This window comes from Pseudobacteroides sp., from assembly GCF_036567765.1.
GTDB lineage: Bacteria > Bacillota > Clostridia > Acetivibrionales > DSM-2933 > Pseudobacteroides.
The window spans coordinates 1-17392 of record NZ_DATCTU010000128.1 but is presented as its reverse complement, the minus strand read 5'-3'; the positions used below and the strand labels follow the sequence as shown (position 1 = coordinate 17392).

The 17392-nt window shown below is 33.3% G+C and carries 15 protein-coding genes, 2 pseudogenes and 1 CRISPR repeat array (1 of these 18 cut by a window edge); of the genes and pseudogenes, 2 read left to right on the top strand and 15 right to left on the bottom strand.

Annotation, left to right across the window (positions count from 1 at the left end; all coding sequences use genetic code 11):
• Positions 1-223: direct repeats of the CRISPR family, unit length 29 nt; unit sequence CTTTACATCCCACATAGTTAATGCCTGAC; it reaches 5785 nt to the left of the window's first position.
• A gap of 184 nt (positions 224-407) precedes the next feature.
• The 9 genes and pseudogenes from cas2 to VIO64_RS22225 form a co-directional block, all read right to left on the bottom strand.
• Positions 408-671, bottom strand: coding sequence for a CRISPR-associated endonuclease Cas2 (gene cas2, locus VIO64_RS22265; RefSeq protein WP_331921951.1), 264 nt, complete (start codon positions 669-671; stop codon positions 408-410).
• Positions 672-673: 2 nt separating this feature from the next.
• Positions 674-1651 (bottom strand): type I-B CRISPR-associated endonuclease Cas1b, encoded by a 978-nt coding sequence (gene cas1b, locus VIO64_RS22260; protein WP_331921946.1) that lies wholly within the window; start codon positions 1649-1651, stop codon positions 674-676.
• A gap of 2 nt (positions 1652-1653) precedes the next feature.
• The gene (gene cas4, locus VIO64_RS22255; RefSeq protein WP_331921945.1) at positions 1654-2172 is read right to left on the bottom strand and encodes a CRISPR-associated protein Cas4; all 519 of its coding nucleotides are present in this window, start codon (positions 2170-2172) and stop codon (positions 1654-1656) included.
• A gap of 12 nt (positions 2173-2184) precedes the next feature.
• Positions 2185-4359 carry a CRISPR-associated helicase Cas3' gene (gene cas3 / locus VIO64_RS22250; protein ID WP_331921944.1) on the bottom strand — a complete coding sequence of 725 codons (2175 nt, stop codon included), beginning with the start codon at positions 4357-4359 and terminating at the stop codon, positions 2185-2187.
• 90 nt (positions 4360-4449) lie between these two features.
• Positions 4450-5130, bottom strand: a pseudogene (gene cas5b / locus VIO64_RS22245) (type I-B CRISPR-associated protein Cas5b); the annotation flags it as partial.
• Positions 5117-6001 (bottom strand): type I-B CRISPR-associated protein Cas7/Cst2/DevR, encoded by an 885-nt coding sequence (cas7i, locus tag VIO64_RS22240; protein WP_331921942.1) that lies wholly within the window; start codon positions 5999-6001, stop codon positions 5117-5119. The gene cas7i and the pseudogene cas5b, both read right to left, overlap by 14 nt.
• Complete coding sequence (gene cas8a1, locus VIO64_RS22235) at positions 6001-7581, bottom strand: type I-B CRISPR-associated protein Cas8b1/Cst1 (RefSeq protein ID WP_331921941.1); 1581 nt, start codon at positions 7579-7581, stop codon at positions 6001-6003. The genes cas7i and cas8a1 overlap by 1 nt, the downstream gene beginning before the upstream one ends.
• A 22-nt stretch (positions 7582-7603) precedes the next feature.
• Positions 7604-8335, bottom strand: a complete 732-nt coding sequence (cas6, locus tag VIO64_RS22230; protein ID WP_331921940.1) for a CRISPR-associated endoribonuclease Cas6 — start codon at positions 8333-8335, stop codon at positions 7604-7606.
• A 92-nt stretch (positions 8336-8427) separates the two neighbouring features.
• A complete protein-coding gene (locus VIO64_RS22225) occupies positions 8428-9378 on the bottom strand; it encodes a WYL domain-containing transcriptional regulator (RefSeq protein WP_331921939.1) in 951 nt (316 codons plus the stop codon).
• Between the two features lie 276 nt (positions 9379-9654).
• On the opposite strand from VIO64_RS22225, the gene VIO64_RS22220 reads away from it, so the two are divergent.
• Positions 9655-10356: a hypothetical protein gene (locus tag VIO64_RS22220; protein WP_331921938.1), complete on the top strand. Its 702-nt coding sequence runs from the start codon at positions 9655-9657 to the stop codon at positions 10354-10356.
• Here VIO64_RS22220 and VIO64_RS22215 read toward each other — a convergent pair.
• The 3 genes from VIO64_RS22215 to VIO64_RS22205 are packed head-to-tail and all read right to left on the bottom strand — an operon-like array spanning position 10346 to position 13186.
• A complete protein-coding gene (locus tag VIO64_RS22215) occupies positions 10346-10684 on the bottom strand; it encodes a hypothetical protein (RefSeq protein WP_331921937.1) in 339 nt (112 codons plus the stop codon). The two genes, VIO64_RS22220 and VIO64_RS22215, sit on opposite strands and share 11 nt — an antisense overlap.
• Positions 10681-11163: a hypothetical protein gene (locus VIO64_RS22210; protein WP_331921936.1), complete on the bottom strand. Its 483-nt coding sequence runs from the start codon at positions 11161-11163 to the stop codon at positions 10681-10683. Before VIO64_RS22210 ends, VIO64_RS22215 begins: the two co-directional genes overlap by 4 nt.
• A gap of 25 nt (positions 11164-11188) precedes the next feature.
• On the bottom strand, positions 11189-13186 hold the full coding sequence (locus tag VIO64_RS22205) for a WG repeat-containing protein (RefSeq protein ID WP_331921935.1): 1998 nt from the start codon (positions 13184-13186) through the stop codon (positions 11189-11191).
• Between the two features lie 207 nt (positions 13187-13393).
• Between VIO64_RS22205 and VIO64_RS23190 the strand changes: the two are divergent.
• Positions 13394-14877 (top strand): annotated as a pseudogene (locus VIO64_RS23190) (MDR family MFS transporter).
• Positions 14878-15507: 630 nt separating this feature from the next.
• Here VIO64_RS23190 and VIO64_RS22190 read toward each other — a convergent pair.
• The 3 genes from VIO64_RS22190 to VIO64_RS22180 form a co-directional block, all read right to left on the bottom strand.
• Positions 15508-15813, bottom strand: coding sequence for a CARDB domain-containing protein (locus tag VIO64_RS22190; protein ID WP_331921932.1), 306 nt, complete (start codon positions 15811-15813; stop codon positions 15508-15510).
• Positions 15814-16086: 273 nt separating this feature from the next.
• Positions 16087-16485 (bottom strand): hypothetical protein, encoded by a 399-nt coding sequence (locus VIO64_RS22185; RefSeq protein ID WP_331921931.1) that lies wholly within the window; start codon positions 16483-16485, stop codon positions 16087-16089.
• Between the two features lie 15 nt (positions 16486-16500).
• The coding region (locus VIO64_RS22180; protein ID WP_331921930.1) for a hypothetical protein at positions 16501-17392 on the bottom strand (892 nt) is incomplete at its 5' end.

Here is a 17392-nt window from a genome sequence, read left to right as displayed (position 1 = left end):
CTTTACATCCCACATAGTTAATGCCTGACTATTACTACAGATCATGCTGGGGTGCATGAGGGTAGCTTTACATCCCACATAGTTAATGCCTGACTGTGTTAAACTCTAAAAATGTACCGCCTATACCTACTTTACATCCCACATAGTTAATGCCTGACTAGGGCTGGTTATTCATCAGATACAGCAGGAGCTATCTTTACATCCCACATAGTTAATGCCTGACCCAATTTATGCAAATCCTACAGCCCTCTATTGATGCACGTTCCAGACATCCATTAAATCCCGAAACGTATAACATTAGCAGTAACCCTGCAATAGTGAATTGTAATTAGCATGGCTATGACTCTCTATTCCTTATATACCAATATGTTGAGCCCACTTAAATCAAAATATGGTTTGCTGCAAATTTAAATAATTGTTTCATCAAAGGCTTTTTCTATACCAATTTTGCTTTTCTTCACATTCCTTGAGTTTTCAATAACATATATATACACAGAATCACTCATCTTGTCAATAATCCCGCTGATTTCTAGCATGCACTTTTGCAGTATTGCATCAGAAATTTCCCCTTCAAACACCGAATTTTGAGTCCAGGTCAAATACTTCTTAAGTGCTTTCCTTACTTTATTTACTTTTTTCTCGGATACATCATAAGTTAAAATTACAAAAATCCTCACCACCACGCTTTCAAGGGCTTGTATACTTCATCGCCGATGAGGTATCTTATTAATTTATAACATTCAAGTCTTATGAATGATTTGTATGATACATTCCTGTTTAATTTACGATGTTTTATAGTTACTGCGAGCTTCTTTTCGTACTCACTGATAAACTTTTTTCTGCCGGATTCATTTAAACTACAAACACCATCTTGAACACTAAAATCATCACTATTGATCATACGGTTATTTATCATACTAAATATTAATGGATCAATGATAAGCGGCTTAAATATTTCTGCTAAATCAAGACTTAAAGAAAACCTTCTTGTAGAAGGCTCATGTAGATAGCTTACCGTTGGATCTAGTTGAGTAGAATAAATTTGCCCAAGAACTGTAGTGTACATTAAGCTATTTCCAAATGATATGATAGCGTTAATAGGATTAGTTGGAGGCCTCTTTTCTCTTTTTTCCATACAAAACTCATCTCTTAGAAAATATTTAAATGCTTTATAATAATTATTTCTGATTCTCCCTTCCATTCCCATTAGAACATTAATATCATCTGCAGAATCTACGACTTCTTTGTCAATAGCATCCATTAATTCCTCAGGAATATTGGAATAATTTCTCAAATTCCTTTTTATATGAAATCTTGCACTATTGACAAAACATTTTGCCAGGTATAACCTTTTATCAAACTTCATATAATGCTCAGATTGTTTGACAACAAGAAATCCTGATACATTTCTTTTCCTGGGGTAAAATGATCCGGTATAGTATCCATAATAATTATAAAAATTAAGAAGTAATCCATACTCTGATATGTAAGATAGAAATTTCGTATTTAAATCAACCTCTCCAAATACATGTAAAGTGTCGATCTGTTCTATAGGTAAAGCTCTTTTGATGTCGTTTCCATCTATAAAATACACAGTATTTTCTTTTCTCTTGAGCCTTCCATTACTAAGTACATAATAGTCTTTTCCCAACTCTACTCCACCTCACTTGCAAAACAGAATTCATAATATGCACATTTTTTGCAATAGGATAGCTTGGCAAGAAGTGGGGGGGTAGCAAGTTCGGTTATTTCTTTTACACCAATCAGAATCTTTTCAACCTCCCTCTCTTCAACTTCCCCAAGCTCAAAGAATTCCTGCCTTTTTTCTTTTACATAGTTCACAATACCCTTTTTCTCAATTCCAATCTTCTTTAAGTAATAAAGGTAATACAATACTTGCATCCTGTCTGCTTCGCCCATTTTACTGCTTATCTTTATCTCTCTGATATAATCGTCATCAATTATGTCAACCTTTAAAATATCATCAATTAGAACCTCTCTATTTTTCTGCCTGGGATATGCTGATTCATGTAACAACTTTCCGCTAAGTACCCTGTCATTTAAGTGCTCCATTGTAATCCCTTTAGAAAAAAGCCATAGTTTCCTTTTACAGATAAGGTAGTAATTTACTTTTATTCCCTGGGTTTTAAAATATTCAAAATCGAAACTCATATTGGTTCACCTTTATAAGATTTGTAGATCTTCACTGAAAGCACTTTGTGCTTGAGGAATTTTCCTTAATCCAATTCTTATGTCGTATTCAAATCCATCATAAATAGTGATTTCAAAATGCTTAGTGACTGTTAATTTCATTGACTGTCTGTTAACTATATCATAATGTTGAACATCTACAGTAAACTCATTAATTTGGTCAATTAGCTTCCTTTTTTCTCTTTTATCCCCCTCACCTTGAATTTTTTCTACGAGATCGTCAATTATGCCCTTGTTCTCGTTGTAAACACAAAGAGGTATAATAGTTACACTGTTGATATTCCTAAATATTTTCTTTACTTCTTTTTTTTCAAGGGAATGTTCTTTTATGCTTTGAACATATTTTATAGTTTTTATGACCTCTTTGTAATAATCTGTATCTTTCATTTTTTCTGTATTATAAACATTCTCAATTATCTCTTGCTTTTTTGATTCGTTTATTTTTCCATCCACATTTATTAGTACTTCCTTGGAAAATTCAAATAATTTTTCATCTATAAATTTTCCAACACCACTACAGGCTTTATCACCACCATCAAAAACAAAACAATTATAACCGCTTTTATCAAATCTCCTATTTCTATAACATCTCCCCATCCTCTGAAAAAGTCCATTTATATCCGACAACTCCGTAATCAACACATCAAAATCGATATCCAAAGATGCCTCCACAACTTGTGTTGCAATCCATATACCTGAATCCTGACAATCTGCCTTTCCAAACTTTACAATCAATTCCTCTTTTATTTTCCTGTCTTTTTTTGTATATTTACTGTGAAACAAGTTGATATTGGGGCAACCCTGACTAAACTCAGTATTATTAATCAAGTCATAATATATTTTTTGTGCTGTTTTAACCGTGTTGCATATTACTAGTATTTTATTGTTATTGAATTTCTCAATAATAAATGATGCATTGATGCTGTTATTGACTACCTTTAAGCTATGTCTTATATAATTATCATTTATAAAGGGCTTAGGGGTTTCAAAACTAATCTCTTCATTTCTTAATAAATCTGTTACAATGCCGGGTAATGTGGCTGTAAGTATTGCAAACTTACCACCAATTTTTGATATGTATGAAAGACCAATTACTAAATAAGCCAACAAGTCAGGAGAATACATTTGGACTTCATCTATTACAACCTTTGAGTAGCAAAGAGTTGCAAATTTCATTTCAAACCCTCTGTATCTATAAACAAAATCAAAAATTTGGTCCAAAGTGCATACAGTAACAGGTAATGAAAGCTGCCTGGTTTTGCTGTAGTATTCATCAATATCTTCGTCCTCAAAACTATTCTCAATATACTTGCTATATGTATCGGAATGCAGAAGACCTATATGATCTCTTTTATCCATACCAACAATATTTTCAACAACTCTCTTGTATATTTCATTTATAGCAGTTTTTAACGGTAGTGTAAAAAAACCTTTGTTATCTCCAATCCATAAAAGGCCTGCTTCTGTTTTACCCATTCCTGTCTGAGCTACAACAACAACGTTTTTGTCAGAATTATCTTTCATAAATAGTTGGAGATCATTCCAGCTGTAATTTAAGCTTTCAAGACCATAACGCAAAAAATCATTTTTTACTTCAACATCAATCCCCCCACTTGCTGCATAATCCAGTCTGTTTAGCAATCCTTTGATTTTGACATATTCAAAAAAATCCTTTGAAGTTTCATAAAACCTTTCATTAGAGAAATATTTATTGCTGATTTTCTTTATTGTTGTGATTTTAACCTTATCATATACAAAATTTGTCGCTTCTGATTTTAAAGCTTCTACCTCATTTTTATAATTGGGAGCATCATAATCTCCCCTTTCATGATGGTAGGCTATTGCTTGTGCAAGAATGACAATTTCCTGATCGTTAAATTGTTTTTTTAACTCATTTTTATCTAGGAATGCAAGGCTTAATAGGTTATGAGCTATTTCATCAGAATATTTTTTCCTGCCCTCTATCTTGCTTTGAAACTTCAAATTCATTTTACCCATGTCGTGGTACAAACTGGCAGTCTCTAGGAGCTGCCAGTTTATCAATAAATCAGGATAAAAACACTTTAATAAATCTAAGTTTTTCATAAGTTTGTCAGTATGTTCTTGAATTGTTTCACTTGGATTTGATTTTGCTAAATAGTTATTCATAAGTACCTTCTTTCAAACTGCAAACACTATATTCTCATCTTCATCAACAAGCACGCTTTCATCTTCTAGTGCAATTATTCTTGAAGAATACACAACCTGCACTTTATTCCATTTTCTAAAAATTTTGGGACTTCTATCGTTACCATAATTAATTTTTTCATAATACTTATTAATATTGTATCTGGTCCCTCTTGTACCAGTATCAGCTTTTCCGCCGCCGCCCAATTTAATTGAGTTGTCATTAATCAAATTTTCAGGAATATAAGCCGTATAGTTATTATCAAGCTCTATATCATTTTCCAGAGTTTTTTCATTTACATCTACTATTTTTACTTCCTTAATTACAGCCAGGTCCTCTCTTCGCCCTAAAGAAGGAAATTCAACCGGAAATAGAAATGCTTTTTCAATTTCATTAATCAGTGATTGTTCCTCAGGAATTAAATGAATTAACAATTCTATTTCTGTCAAAAGCTCACATGTTGCCACACCACGGCTTATCCCAAATCCACTTGTTTCTAATTGGTGTCTTCCCTCTTCATATGTCATACCGGGCTTAAATTCGTACCTTGTATACAAATCATTTACCTTAGAAAGGTATTTCCCTTGAATACTGATTTTCATGGCTTTATATTCATCAAATCCACATAGAGAATGGACCATTCCGCTCACCGTTGAGTATGGCGGAAGCGGATATGTCTCTTTTAGCTGAAAGCTTGTTGGAACTTTATAATTAACAAGTTCTTGCTCAATTTTTAATCTAACAGCTCTCATAATATTCGCTAACCTTTCCTTTAATATTATTAAAGAACTCAGGCATAGAAGTAGCTTTTAATTTTTCTTTTATTTCTTTATCATTGATAAATTTACCTTCTATAAGCCCACAATAAGTGTCCTTTTTTATTAAATCAAATAATACCCCTTCAATTGTGGAAACCAGCACTCTATTATCCTTTACTTCAAGAGCATTCTGAAAAACAGGATTTTTCACATCATAGACTCCACCTATTGCGAACAAAGGTTTTAAATCCTCTCTTCTTCCTCTGATATCTCTGTACAAAAGTGACACAGTATCCAATAATCTATTTACCCTTCTGGCTTTTTCACAATTTTCTATACTTACATTGTCTACATCATCAATACCTATCTGATCAAGATCAGCTGCTATTGTGTATCTATAATATGATCTATGAATCTCTGACTGAGCTATATTCATATTCTCATTGAGCCTATCTGCAAGTCCTTTATTAGTAAGAAAATCCAGGTCTCCTTTGAACGTTTCCAGCGAAACTGCATTTGAAAGTCTTACTTTTGCTGATCGTGTAGCACTTCCTTCTCCCTTTTTTGTTTTCATGTATCCAAAAAAATCAATTTCCGGATAGTCTTTTATAGTTGAATCAGGAGCAAATTGTATTACCTTTTTATCTCCATTTCCTTCAGCCTTAACCATAGCTAAAGGCTCTCCGATTTGTTCTATAATGTTGTAACGCAAAGCTTGTCTTGATATGTAAGTATATTGCTCACCATTCCCTCTAGCCATCTTTTTTAAAGATGCTACATTGCCGATACCTTCACCGTAATTGGCACTTTCTGCTTCGAATATCATTGATATTACTAATCCTTTTGGTTTCATAGCATTTGTCATTATTTATCTCCTCCATTTGTGTTTTCATTTTTTTTGCCATCAATAAGCCCTGTTACAAAAGCATAACCAAGGGTTTTGAATGTATTATCATCGCCTAAACATTCTGTAACAAACATTGGCACCGGCTTGTTTGTATATAAATAGCAGTTCAGTAGCGTGTCCATAAACATACTTTTGTTATTTGTCTTTAATGCATTTAGCAATCTGTAAGAAATACCATTTAGTTTATTGTCCGAATTCTTTGATTTATAAGCTTCCCTTAAATGGTAACCCGCTACACTTGCTATTTTAACAATATCTCTTTCTGTATCCCCCATATATCCGACTCCTTTCATGTATTTCAAATTAATATTGAGCATATTTCTTATATGTATCTCGTTATACTTTGCATCCTGTTGATTTGACATCCTTATAACAATCGCTTTATGTATGAGGCAGAACAGGTTTTCATTATTCAACAGCTTTTTCATGACCTCATCATAAAGTCTGAAAAATGTATTAATTTCTTGAAACCCCGTTTTTATTAGAGTATTTAACTCATCCTTTGAATCAAATAGCACCTTGAGTACGTTTTTAGAAAGTAAATTGAATCTGTATTTCTCATCTTCATATCGAACCACCTGTATGTCTGAAAGCTCATATCTTTTACTGTCATTTATACTCTCATGCAATGCTCTGATCATTGTTCCAAATGCATTATATATGCCTTTGGAATCGGCATTATTTAAAATTTCATGTTTAATAGTGTAATTGATTCTTTGTGAGTTAACCACACTATGGTTTTCGTTTATGAATATTCCATTTCCATATATTGTTGTAAACCCAGCTGGAATACAATAATATACTATTTTACATATAGGACATATTTCTATATCACTATTAAAATTCCATACATGAGATGTCTTTCTTGATGTATCAAAAAACATTCTGTTTAAGAAGCTTAACCCTTTCTCAATTTTTTTTATTGTCCTACCACATGAAAAACACCTGAAATCAGAGTCTATCTCAGTAGATAAATAACTAAATATTTCACGAGCATTTGATTCTATTTCTAACATATTTGTATTAATATATTTATCAATAATTGCATTAGGAGCCTTACTTGCCTTTGACTTTTGATCATAGAATCCAGTACATTCCGACCTCAATATATGATCTTTTTCTCTTGACAATATTTCTTTTAATTCTATCAAAAAACTACTGTTAATTTGCAATTGCTTTTTACTTGGCTTTTCCAGCCTCTTAAAATCCAGTACACTAACATGCTCCTTATATGCTGAATTTTTCATTTTAGATTTTATAAACTCTATATCCTTTTCTACTTCCTCTTTCACTGAATCGTCAATTTCAATACTTAATAGTTTTTCAATTTTACCGCACACTTTTGAATACACCATTGTATTTTCATATGTATCTATAAAATATCGGAAGTATTTTTCTTCAAAGTTCTCCAAAACGTCCTCTTTAAATGATATCTCAGGACCATTAATGAAAATATTATCTTCTGCATGCTGTAATATGTTTACTAACCCAATAGCTCCGGCATTGTAAAGCCAATCAGCAAGCCTTATTGTAACCATATTTATCGTACTCACCTCCTATCTAATAAACTACTTCCAACATTCCAAATCCTTGATTTCGCTTAAATCCAAGCCCCAAAGAATACAAATCCTTCAGATCATGTATGTTCCCACTTAGTTTGAATATACCTTCATAAGAGTTTACATAAAGGTAGCTTTTCCCTGTTTTTTCCTCGAACTCTCTTAATTCCTGCCTTACCACAACATTTTTCATCTTTACACTCTGGAATACAAGCTTTTCCCTAAGTCCCTCTCCCCGGTAATTCTCTAAAACCTTTCCGGCAATATAGTTGAGCTCCCTTTCAAATCCTTCATCCTCAATCTTCATAAAATAATTCTCATTATTTTTTACACAGATTGGTGAAACAGTTTTGAAAACTACATCCCCAGAGTTTACTTCTTTTTCCTTTACCATTGAGATGCCACCCTTAATTAGATTATAATCCTTATAAGAGAACTCGGAAATTTTAAGAAGCCCATTATAAAGATAGACTATAAATTCTGTATCCGGGGAACTAACAAGAAGGGAAATTCTGTCCTTAATTAAAACAATATCCCCCTCAATCTCATACTGATGCATTTTTACTGAAAAGCAAAAATTCTTGCTTTTCTTATTTGTCTTGCCATTGAAGGAGTATAGCCTATTAAAATAACCGGTATCGGATTTTTTCAAGGCATCTTTAATCAGACTTACAAATAACATATTATGGGACAACGGTAATTTTTCAGCCTTAAAATCACATTTAAGCCTCAACCTCTTTACCTCCTTTCTACTATTTTGTATTGCTAAAACTCACTTATTTCCTAACTACTTAAATTATAAATCCAATTGTAGACAGATTTATGTTATAAATAAATTTTTGTCATTTTTTTAATTTCATTCCTTATATCTACTTTAATTTCTTCAGGCTCAAGAACTGTAACAGCACTTCCCATCCCAAGTATCCACGTCTTTATTTCTTCCAATCCCCTCATTTTTGCCTGAAAAAGCACTGCACCATTGTCCAAATCAGTTACAACCTGGTTCTCAACCCATATTTTCTCCTTGATAATCTGAGAAATTGGTTTTTTAATCTTTAGTTTAATCCTGTACTCCTTACCTTTATAAATACCGATGCAATTACTCATAAAGCTCTTCATATCAAAGTTCTTGTCTTCTTCAAACCTCTCCTCCAGCAGCTCATATTCTGTTATCCTGCACATCTTAAAGTCTAGAATTGTATTTTTCTTCTCACAAAAACCTGCAAAATACATATCTCCTTTATATTCGAATGTTGCATATGGTCTCACTATTCGTACTGTTAATCCTGAACTTAAAGAATTGTATTTAATAAGCAATTTGTTTTTACAAAGAGAAGCTGAATGAATATCAAGAAGTTTCTTTCTCTCAACCGAATGGTCTACATTAGACAGAGTAACTTTATTCAGATGGTTATAGAATTCATCATAAGATATGCCTCCAGTCTTTTTTACGCAATTGATCTTTTCTGTTAATGATGTGATATCCTTATTTGCTATATGTTTGCTGTCTTTGAGATATTTCTCGATAAGAAGAAGTGAGTTGTATTCCTGATCAGAGATATAACATTCAGATATTATGTTTTTATTCGACAGTTTATATCCACCATGTTTGCCAGTAAAAGAGTCAATATATATCCCTGCAATCTCCAGCTCATCTCTAAATCTGCTGATAGTTCTCTTATCAATTTCCAGTATATCAGCCAGTTCCTTTGTTTTCATTTTACCTCTGGATCTTAATAAAAAGTACATGCTTAAAGCATTACCAATTTGACTCATGTTTCCACCTCGAAGTTGCAATTGTTAATTACTTTTAAAAATAAGGAATGTATTCACTTTCGTGGAACACATATAAATTACTAAACAAAATACTTATAACTAACAAAATATTATCACTAATTCACAAAATATACAATTAAATTACATAAATTTCTATTAATTGAGATAAGTATTTGTATTGATTGATGAACCTTTTTCTCATATAGATAATAGGATGATACTAATTGATTTGCTATTATCCAAAATGCTTTTTCTTTAGCAAGGCAGGTAGAACTTATGATTAAAACAAAACTAATATTTATTGAAGGAATATCCGGATCTGGAAAGAGCACATTGACAGGCTTTATATCAAATTTATTCGATCACTACAAGATTGACCATAATGCCTATTTTGAATGGGCAGAAAATCACCCCATATATATGAAGGATGATGAATGGTTTATTGAACATAAGCAATCAAATTCACTCAAATACAGGCAATTAAACCAGGAAAGATGGATAAAACATATATTTAATTTAGTCAATGATGACGCCATATCAATCTTTGATTCAAGTTTGTTTCAAGACCCCCTAACTGCATTCATGCTCCTGCTGAACGAAAATTTAAAAGTGGTCAGGGATTACTATAATGGGCTTTATAAAATATTTAAATTATGTAACCCTTCACTAATTTATTTAAGACAAAATGATGTATATTCCACAATTGAGAGAGTATATAATTCAAGACCAAAAGAATGGGGAGATTTTATAATTGAATACATTTGCACTTCCCCATATGGCAAACAAAAACATCTCAAAGGGTTTGATGGAATGGTTAAATACTTCAAAGAAAGACAGGCATTAGAAGACAGACTCTTTATGCAGTATCCGTTCAGAAAAATAATAATAAATAATTCCGACTTCGATTTCGAAAAATGTTACAAGTATGTCAGTAAATTTCTCGGTTTTAAATTAAATAGTGGGTTTCCTAGTCATTAACAAGGCCGTGCCAATTTTCACTTATACAAAGAGGATATCCGGAATCCATGCTATCTGAAGCCATCATATCCCTCCGCACCTGGCTGTATGTTATATCCCAGTCAGGGGCAGAGGTCAGGCTGATATCTCCCAAATAGTAATACCTTATGTACTGATCACCTTTGAAGAAATATATTTTGATATTTCCTTGAATATCAACAATGGAAAAAGCAGCATCAATGCTTAAAAAGCCTTCTGAGAATGCACCAAGACCCTTCCAGTTATTTTTGATAGGTAATGGATAGCCATCATCTGCCTTGTCATTCTTGTCAACCTTGTCTGCCGTCATACAATACCTGAAGTACTTATTTCCCTTAAAAAAGTATGAATTGCAATTATAGCAGCACAATAAGCCTTGTAAAAGTTAGGCTTTGAGTTTTTATAATAACCGCTGTACCACCAGATTGGCTTTGGGGCACTAAAATCTGCAATAACACCCCAGTCATTGTTTTCAACCCAATTTGAATGGGAATAAAAATCCTCAGTGGTATGTATCAAATATCTCAGGTTTTCACACACTGAATTAAAATCGGCTTCATTTCCACTTGAAAAATATTTTATAGAGGCATCTACTGCGTTTTGCCGATGTTCCTCTATCCATCTAACCCCTTCATACCAGCAGCAGTTGTCAAAATGCGATACACTTTGACTATTTGCCTCTCCCCTATCTCCTATAACAGACTTTTCCGAAAGGATCTGGGAGAGTAGCTTTGTTGCTGTAAGTGACAGGGCTGCTCTTGTTATTTCTTTATGATAACTCTCGTTCATATGACTGCTCCTCCTACATTCTGACTTAATAGGTCTTATCGAAGGAATTCCAGAGATAGCCTTCTGTGTCAATTAAATCTATTATTTTATCATACGGTATATCAATCTGCATAACACCATTTGCTGGCCCCAAATCATAAAAGAATCCTAATGAATCTTCTTTTATAATGAAATTTATGTCTATATTCTCATTAAAATAATTACCTCCAAGTCTTCCTTTTATAATTTGGTTGATTTTTTCCTCATAATCCGAACTTCTTTTAAATAGATCTTTTTTATCGTAAAGTTCTCCTGTCAAAAGATCAAAGTGATATGCGATATATTTATAATTACCCTCATATGGTGGAAAATTGCCTTCTTCTGAAACAATGAGCAGGTTTTCATTTTTTTGTACTGAAAAACTAGTTTTAATAATATTCATTAATCTTCCAGATGCCTTTTTCACAGAAATTCGCTCATTTAAAAATAAATCCTTAATCTCATTATTAATTTTTTCCTCTATTTTTTTATCTGAAAGGCCCATGAGTTCAGGATATTGGATAAACTTAGCAAACCCAAGCCTCCATGTATTCTTATTTACGGTTATATTGCTATCAAGCTTCATAGAATTATCGCTTTGCCAAATTTTAGTTCCATCCTTTTTTAAATATATCAGAGTCCCATCAATCTCTGCCTTAATAAGATCTCCATTAATCTCCAAGATTCCCAAACCTATAAACTTTGGTAGTTCCTTAGCTACATTACCGTTTTTATCTATGAAAAATGTTTTCTCTCCATCACAAACAGATATATACTTACCTTCATTAATCTTTTTCCCGATATTATAATAGTCAAACTGTGTCAACTGCCTCCCCGTTGTGTCAAATATTGCTGCCGGGGCGATCATATTAATCAACTCATCAAAAGCATCGGTATAATATAACATATTATCTGTTTCTTTTATTACTTTAAATAACCCGTTTCCCATATTGATTATATACGCATATTCAGGCTCAATTATATAATCGCCTTTCTTATCTATAACACCATAGTATTGCTTTTTCTTCTTACCATCCTTATGTATTGATACTACTGCAAGACCGTCATGAAAATACCCTGTACTGCTAAATTTTGCAGGTATTGCCGTTTCTCCTTCTAGAGACACATATCCCAACATATCAATATCCTCATCAAGGAAAGTAAGTAATCCTTCTTTGTCGTTACTTATGTGGAATGGATGATAGTATTTTTCTTTATCATTTATAAAATTATATGTATCCAGTATATTGCCTTTTTTGTCTATGATTCTATAATTTCCCTTCGAAGACATAACAACGGTTTTACCGTCTGTAAAACTATCTGCCTCATGATATTCCGGAGGCACTATAATTTTGCCCATTTTATCCATAAATCCATAGAGCATGTTTATACCTGCCGATGACGTGCCTTCTTTTCGAAACTTTATTAAACCTTCACTGCACTCAAGCAGTTCGTGTACACTTTCCAAAATAATTTTCCCATCCTCACCTATTACAACACTTCCACCATGAAATTTATTAACAATTGCTATTCCCTCAGAAAATGATATAACATTACGATCTGAAGTAAATGGCCCTGATATTGTCTGACCAGACTTATCTATGAACCTGATGGTGCATTTATGTCTATAAAAATCATCATTGGGTAATTTTTCAGCATCATCCACAACAACGGCTACACCTTTTTCGTTAAATTCACCAACTCTATCAAATTGAGGGTTTATTTTGAAATTACCTTTGCTGTCTATAAATCCCCACTTCTCTTTTCCTTCAAATAAGGAAAAGGCAGGCAGAAGCATTTCTTCTTTATTGGAATCGTTTGAGTTGTTATAGACAGGCTCTTCAGGTAATTCAATAATGTCGGTATTTTGGACAAATGTACCTTCTATGGCTTTTGTGGTGTTATTAATTATTTTTTCACCTAAATATGCCCCCAAGCATGCAATTATCAGAAACAACAGCATTATTTTAATTGTATTTAGCAGCAACTTGCCTTTGTTATTCATAAAATATAGAAACCTCCATGTCAAGCTTAGTAACAATCATCAAACCCAATTTATACTTATTATTACAATTTATATTATACATATTTTGCTTTATCCCTTCAAATTTGCATAAACAAAAACTCTACGGTGTTAAGATTGAATTTACCATTACCAAGTGCTATAATGATATCCTTGTTTAAATATTACCAAAAGGAAGTGTTGTTTGAATTGGATTCTAAAAAAAGAAATATTATTATTGCGATCATGGTTGCAATGTTCCTTGGAGCTGTAGAGGGGACCGTAGTAACCACTGCCATACCTACAATCGTAAAAGACTTGAAAGGCTTTGAGTCTTTAAGTTGGGTGTTTTCCATGTATCTGCTGACATCTGCTATCGCAACACCTATCTATGGAAAACTATGTGATCTGTATGGAAGGAAAAATGTTTTTTGCATAGGAATCATAATTTTCCTTGCAGGAAGCACCCTGTGCGGATTGTCCCAAAGCATTAATCAGCTCATTGCTTTCCGAGCTATACAAGGACTGGGGGCAGGGTCAATTTTTACTATAACTTATACTATCGTAGGTGATGTTTTCAGTCTTTCAGAAAGAGCTAAGGTTCAGGGTTGGCTAGGCTCAGTATGGGGAATAGCAAGTCTTGTGGGACCATTTCTGGGAGGATTCTTTATACAGACGTTGTCATGGCATTGGATATTTTTTATAAACATACCCTTTGGCATTATGTCCATCATTCTGCTGCAAAAAAACCTAATCGAAAAATTTGAAAAAAGAAAGCACAGCATAGATTTTGCAGGCATCATATTACTCTCTGGTGCCATTAGTCTTATTTTATATGGTACTTTGACAATCAGCAAGGGAGAAAGTAAAAACTTAGCCGTTTCTGCATTTATTATACTGGGTGCCATTGTTTTATTCACAGGGTTTTATTTTGTTGAAAAACGGGCAAAAGAACCTATACTACCTTTGATATATTTACAAAATCATCTATCATTGTAAATGTAATAAGCTTCTTAGTTCCAGTTCTTATGATTGGGATAAGTGTATACATGCCTGTCTATACCCAAAATGTACTAGGCTTCAGTGCAATTATCTCAGGCCTTTTGATGGTTCCAATGACAGTTGGTTGGGTTTTATCATCTGTTTTATTGTCCAAAGCCATTACAAAATATGGCGAAAGAACAGTTGTTGGCTCATCAACATTAATTTTATTAATCGGCAGTATTCTTCTTACAACCCTTAGCATTCATTCATCTGTTGTCATCTTAATAGCTTTCGTTTTTATTATAGGTGTAGGTTTTGGAAGTACATTAACTACCTTGACTATTTTAGTCCAAACATCTGTCCCCCCCAATAAAAGAGGAATAGCAGTAGCTTCAAACGCTCTTGTGCGTACGCTTGGACAAACAATAGGCGTTAGTGTATTGGGAAGTATTTTTAATATAACTGCCATTAGCTATTTTAGTAGTAAAGGTATCAACAACATAGATGTTAACGATTTGAATACAATTTCAGCTGCTAAGGATGAATTCCTTCAGGAAAATATTAAGCTAGCTATGAATCATTCTCTTCATACTTTATTTATTATATTTATCATTACAGCTGGCTTATGCTTGCTATTAAGCACCAGGCTTTCCAAAAAGCTTATGGAAGAGAAAATGGAGGACAAATTGGAAGGAGCAGCGGAAGCATAGGAATGAAAAGAGATGAATTTTTGTTCCTTTCGGATAAAGTAATTCATTTAAACTGGTAGAAGTAGGTGTTTTATGTATTTCATATGGGGCAAGTGTTTAACCCTGTCCGAGGGACTGTCCCGAACAGGGTATTTTTAGTTAGCACCTAACTTCATCTTCAACTATGAACTTTACTACATGATCACCTATCAACTTTGTCTGTCTTTGTTCTGCATGCATTAGGCAGGCAATACATACTTTATCGATTTTCCTTGCCACTCCATGTGAATAGTCATAAAACTCACCAATAGACTTTTGGGCAAATAGTCGTAAGGTGATAACGTACGTCTACCCTTTGACATATAGACTCGTAGATCTTTATGAAAATGGAGTGGCTTGATGCATTTCCAACTACTGCCTTTTTCAGCATAACTAATGTAATATATAATATGAAATTTTATGTCAACGTCATTGTTGTTGCATAAAAAAATTTAATAAAAATCAACTGTAATATTTACCTGTAGAAAGAAGAAAGCCCCTTTGTTAATGTCAAGTGGGTTCGCCAGCAAGCAGCCACAATAATTAACAAAGGAACTAACAATATTATCAAGCTTTGCTCCCTGCATAACTGCATCTCTAACAGCCCAAACCTCAGCACAGTTCTCCACTATAAGTACTTAAATATCCTTTAACATCCTGCCAAATCCTTATTTCTTTCGCACCGCTTGCCGAGTCGGCATAATCATCAACATAGAATTTTACTGTTATTTTATTATTTTCTTCATTTGCCTCATCAATCTTGTTTTCACTATCTATGTTGAATGTTAGGAGGTATTCGCCAGGGAGTATTTGGAATCCGCTGATTTCCCACTGCATCAAGTGCCGGACCAATTGAACAGTCTCTATCCTTCTCAATATCTGTGGTACATTCTGCAATATAATTACTATTTTCACCACTTACAGTAACTTCAACTTTAAAACTACCCTTTGACAGAGTATCAAAATAGTTTTACTCTTTAAATTACATGTTTATGTGTAAATGTTAAATATAGGGTTATGCAATATAGTAAATAATGCCATAATACGGAATCCTCTTCATACTATGGCATTATCAGTATTTGTATTGAATTTTATAGATTGATAAGCAAACAAAATTTGGCCAAATGCTACACTTATAATACGGTATTTTGTCTCTCTGGAAACTACTCAACACTTTCTTTACGCTTCGCTTTAAGCAAAACCTAGAGTGACAAGTCCCTCATGATGAAATTCAATGACATACTTTTCTTTATCATTATATAGCCAAGTGTCGAAGCTAACAGCAGTAACATCATCAATTACTTTCATAGCTTTATCCATATCTACGGCTATACTGGGTAAGGAATTATCATTCCAAAGTATGTAAACTTTAATATCTGATTCTGGCTTATGCATTTTAAAAATATGCTTAATTTCTTCTGCTTTGCTTACAATATACTTTTTATCCACACCCGACCAATCAATTACCCCCCATTTAGTTATTGGAAAAGTAGATATAAAAGATTTAAATATTTTAGATGTTTCGCTATATGATAGAATTTCCTTATCATCTCCAAGTGCATCCAAACATTCATCGAGCAAAGTCGCCATATTTAGCCTCCTAACTTATTGCGAATTCAATACTTTTAATAGCGTTTCAACAGTACTCAAATCTCCTTCAAAAGGAATTGCAATTTTTATTGCTTTAGTACTCTTACCATTTCTGAAATCCTCAACATTAATATGCGGTCCTTTCTGAGGGTCATAATCCAATCTCCATCTTACCTTACCATCTGCTGATTGCCTACCAACAATTTTACCTTCTCCTGACCCAAGTCTGCCGATATATGGTTTAGAATCATGACCTAAATTACCTACAATTTCAAGAGCTTTGTTACGTGCTTGTTCATAAGTATTCATCCTTTCCAAAACTTGTTCAATTTTATTTGCAAACCCCGATGCCTCATCAATCTTACTAATATTGAACGGCTCAATTTCGCTGATTGGGATCCTATCTTTTATAATGTTACCAAATGAATCAACAAATTCTACTTCATAGTATTCTTGAGCCTTTATAATTTTATTAAATTCAGTAAGTGCATCTTCAATTGCATTTTTAAAATAACTACGAGCCCTGCTAATACATTGTGCCGCCGCCTCCAGCATCTTTGCCAAAGCCTCTTTACTTGCTATAGCCTTATCCGCAACCTTAACACACACTTTTGATAGTACCTTACATTCCCTCAGCAAGTCAAGTATCCTGAGTGCTTTCACTACCCCTGCACCAGAAACAAAGAACGACAATACAAATGATATTGCTTCGCCAATCATCTTACCCTTTTCATAGCTGTCCGCCATACCAAACTTTTCTGCAAATGTTAAAATCATTTCCTTTATAAGGTTTGCAAACATTTTCTTTTCTTCAACAAAGAGTAGCGTACTAGGGCACATCACCTTACACAAAAAGCCGATAGTTTCCAAAGTATTCTTTGGGTTCTTGAGTAACGTCCATATGGAA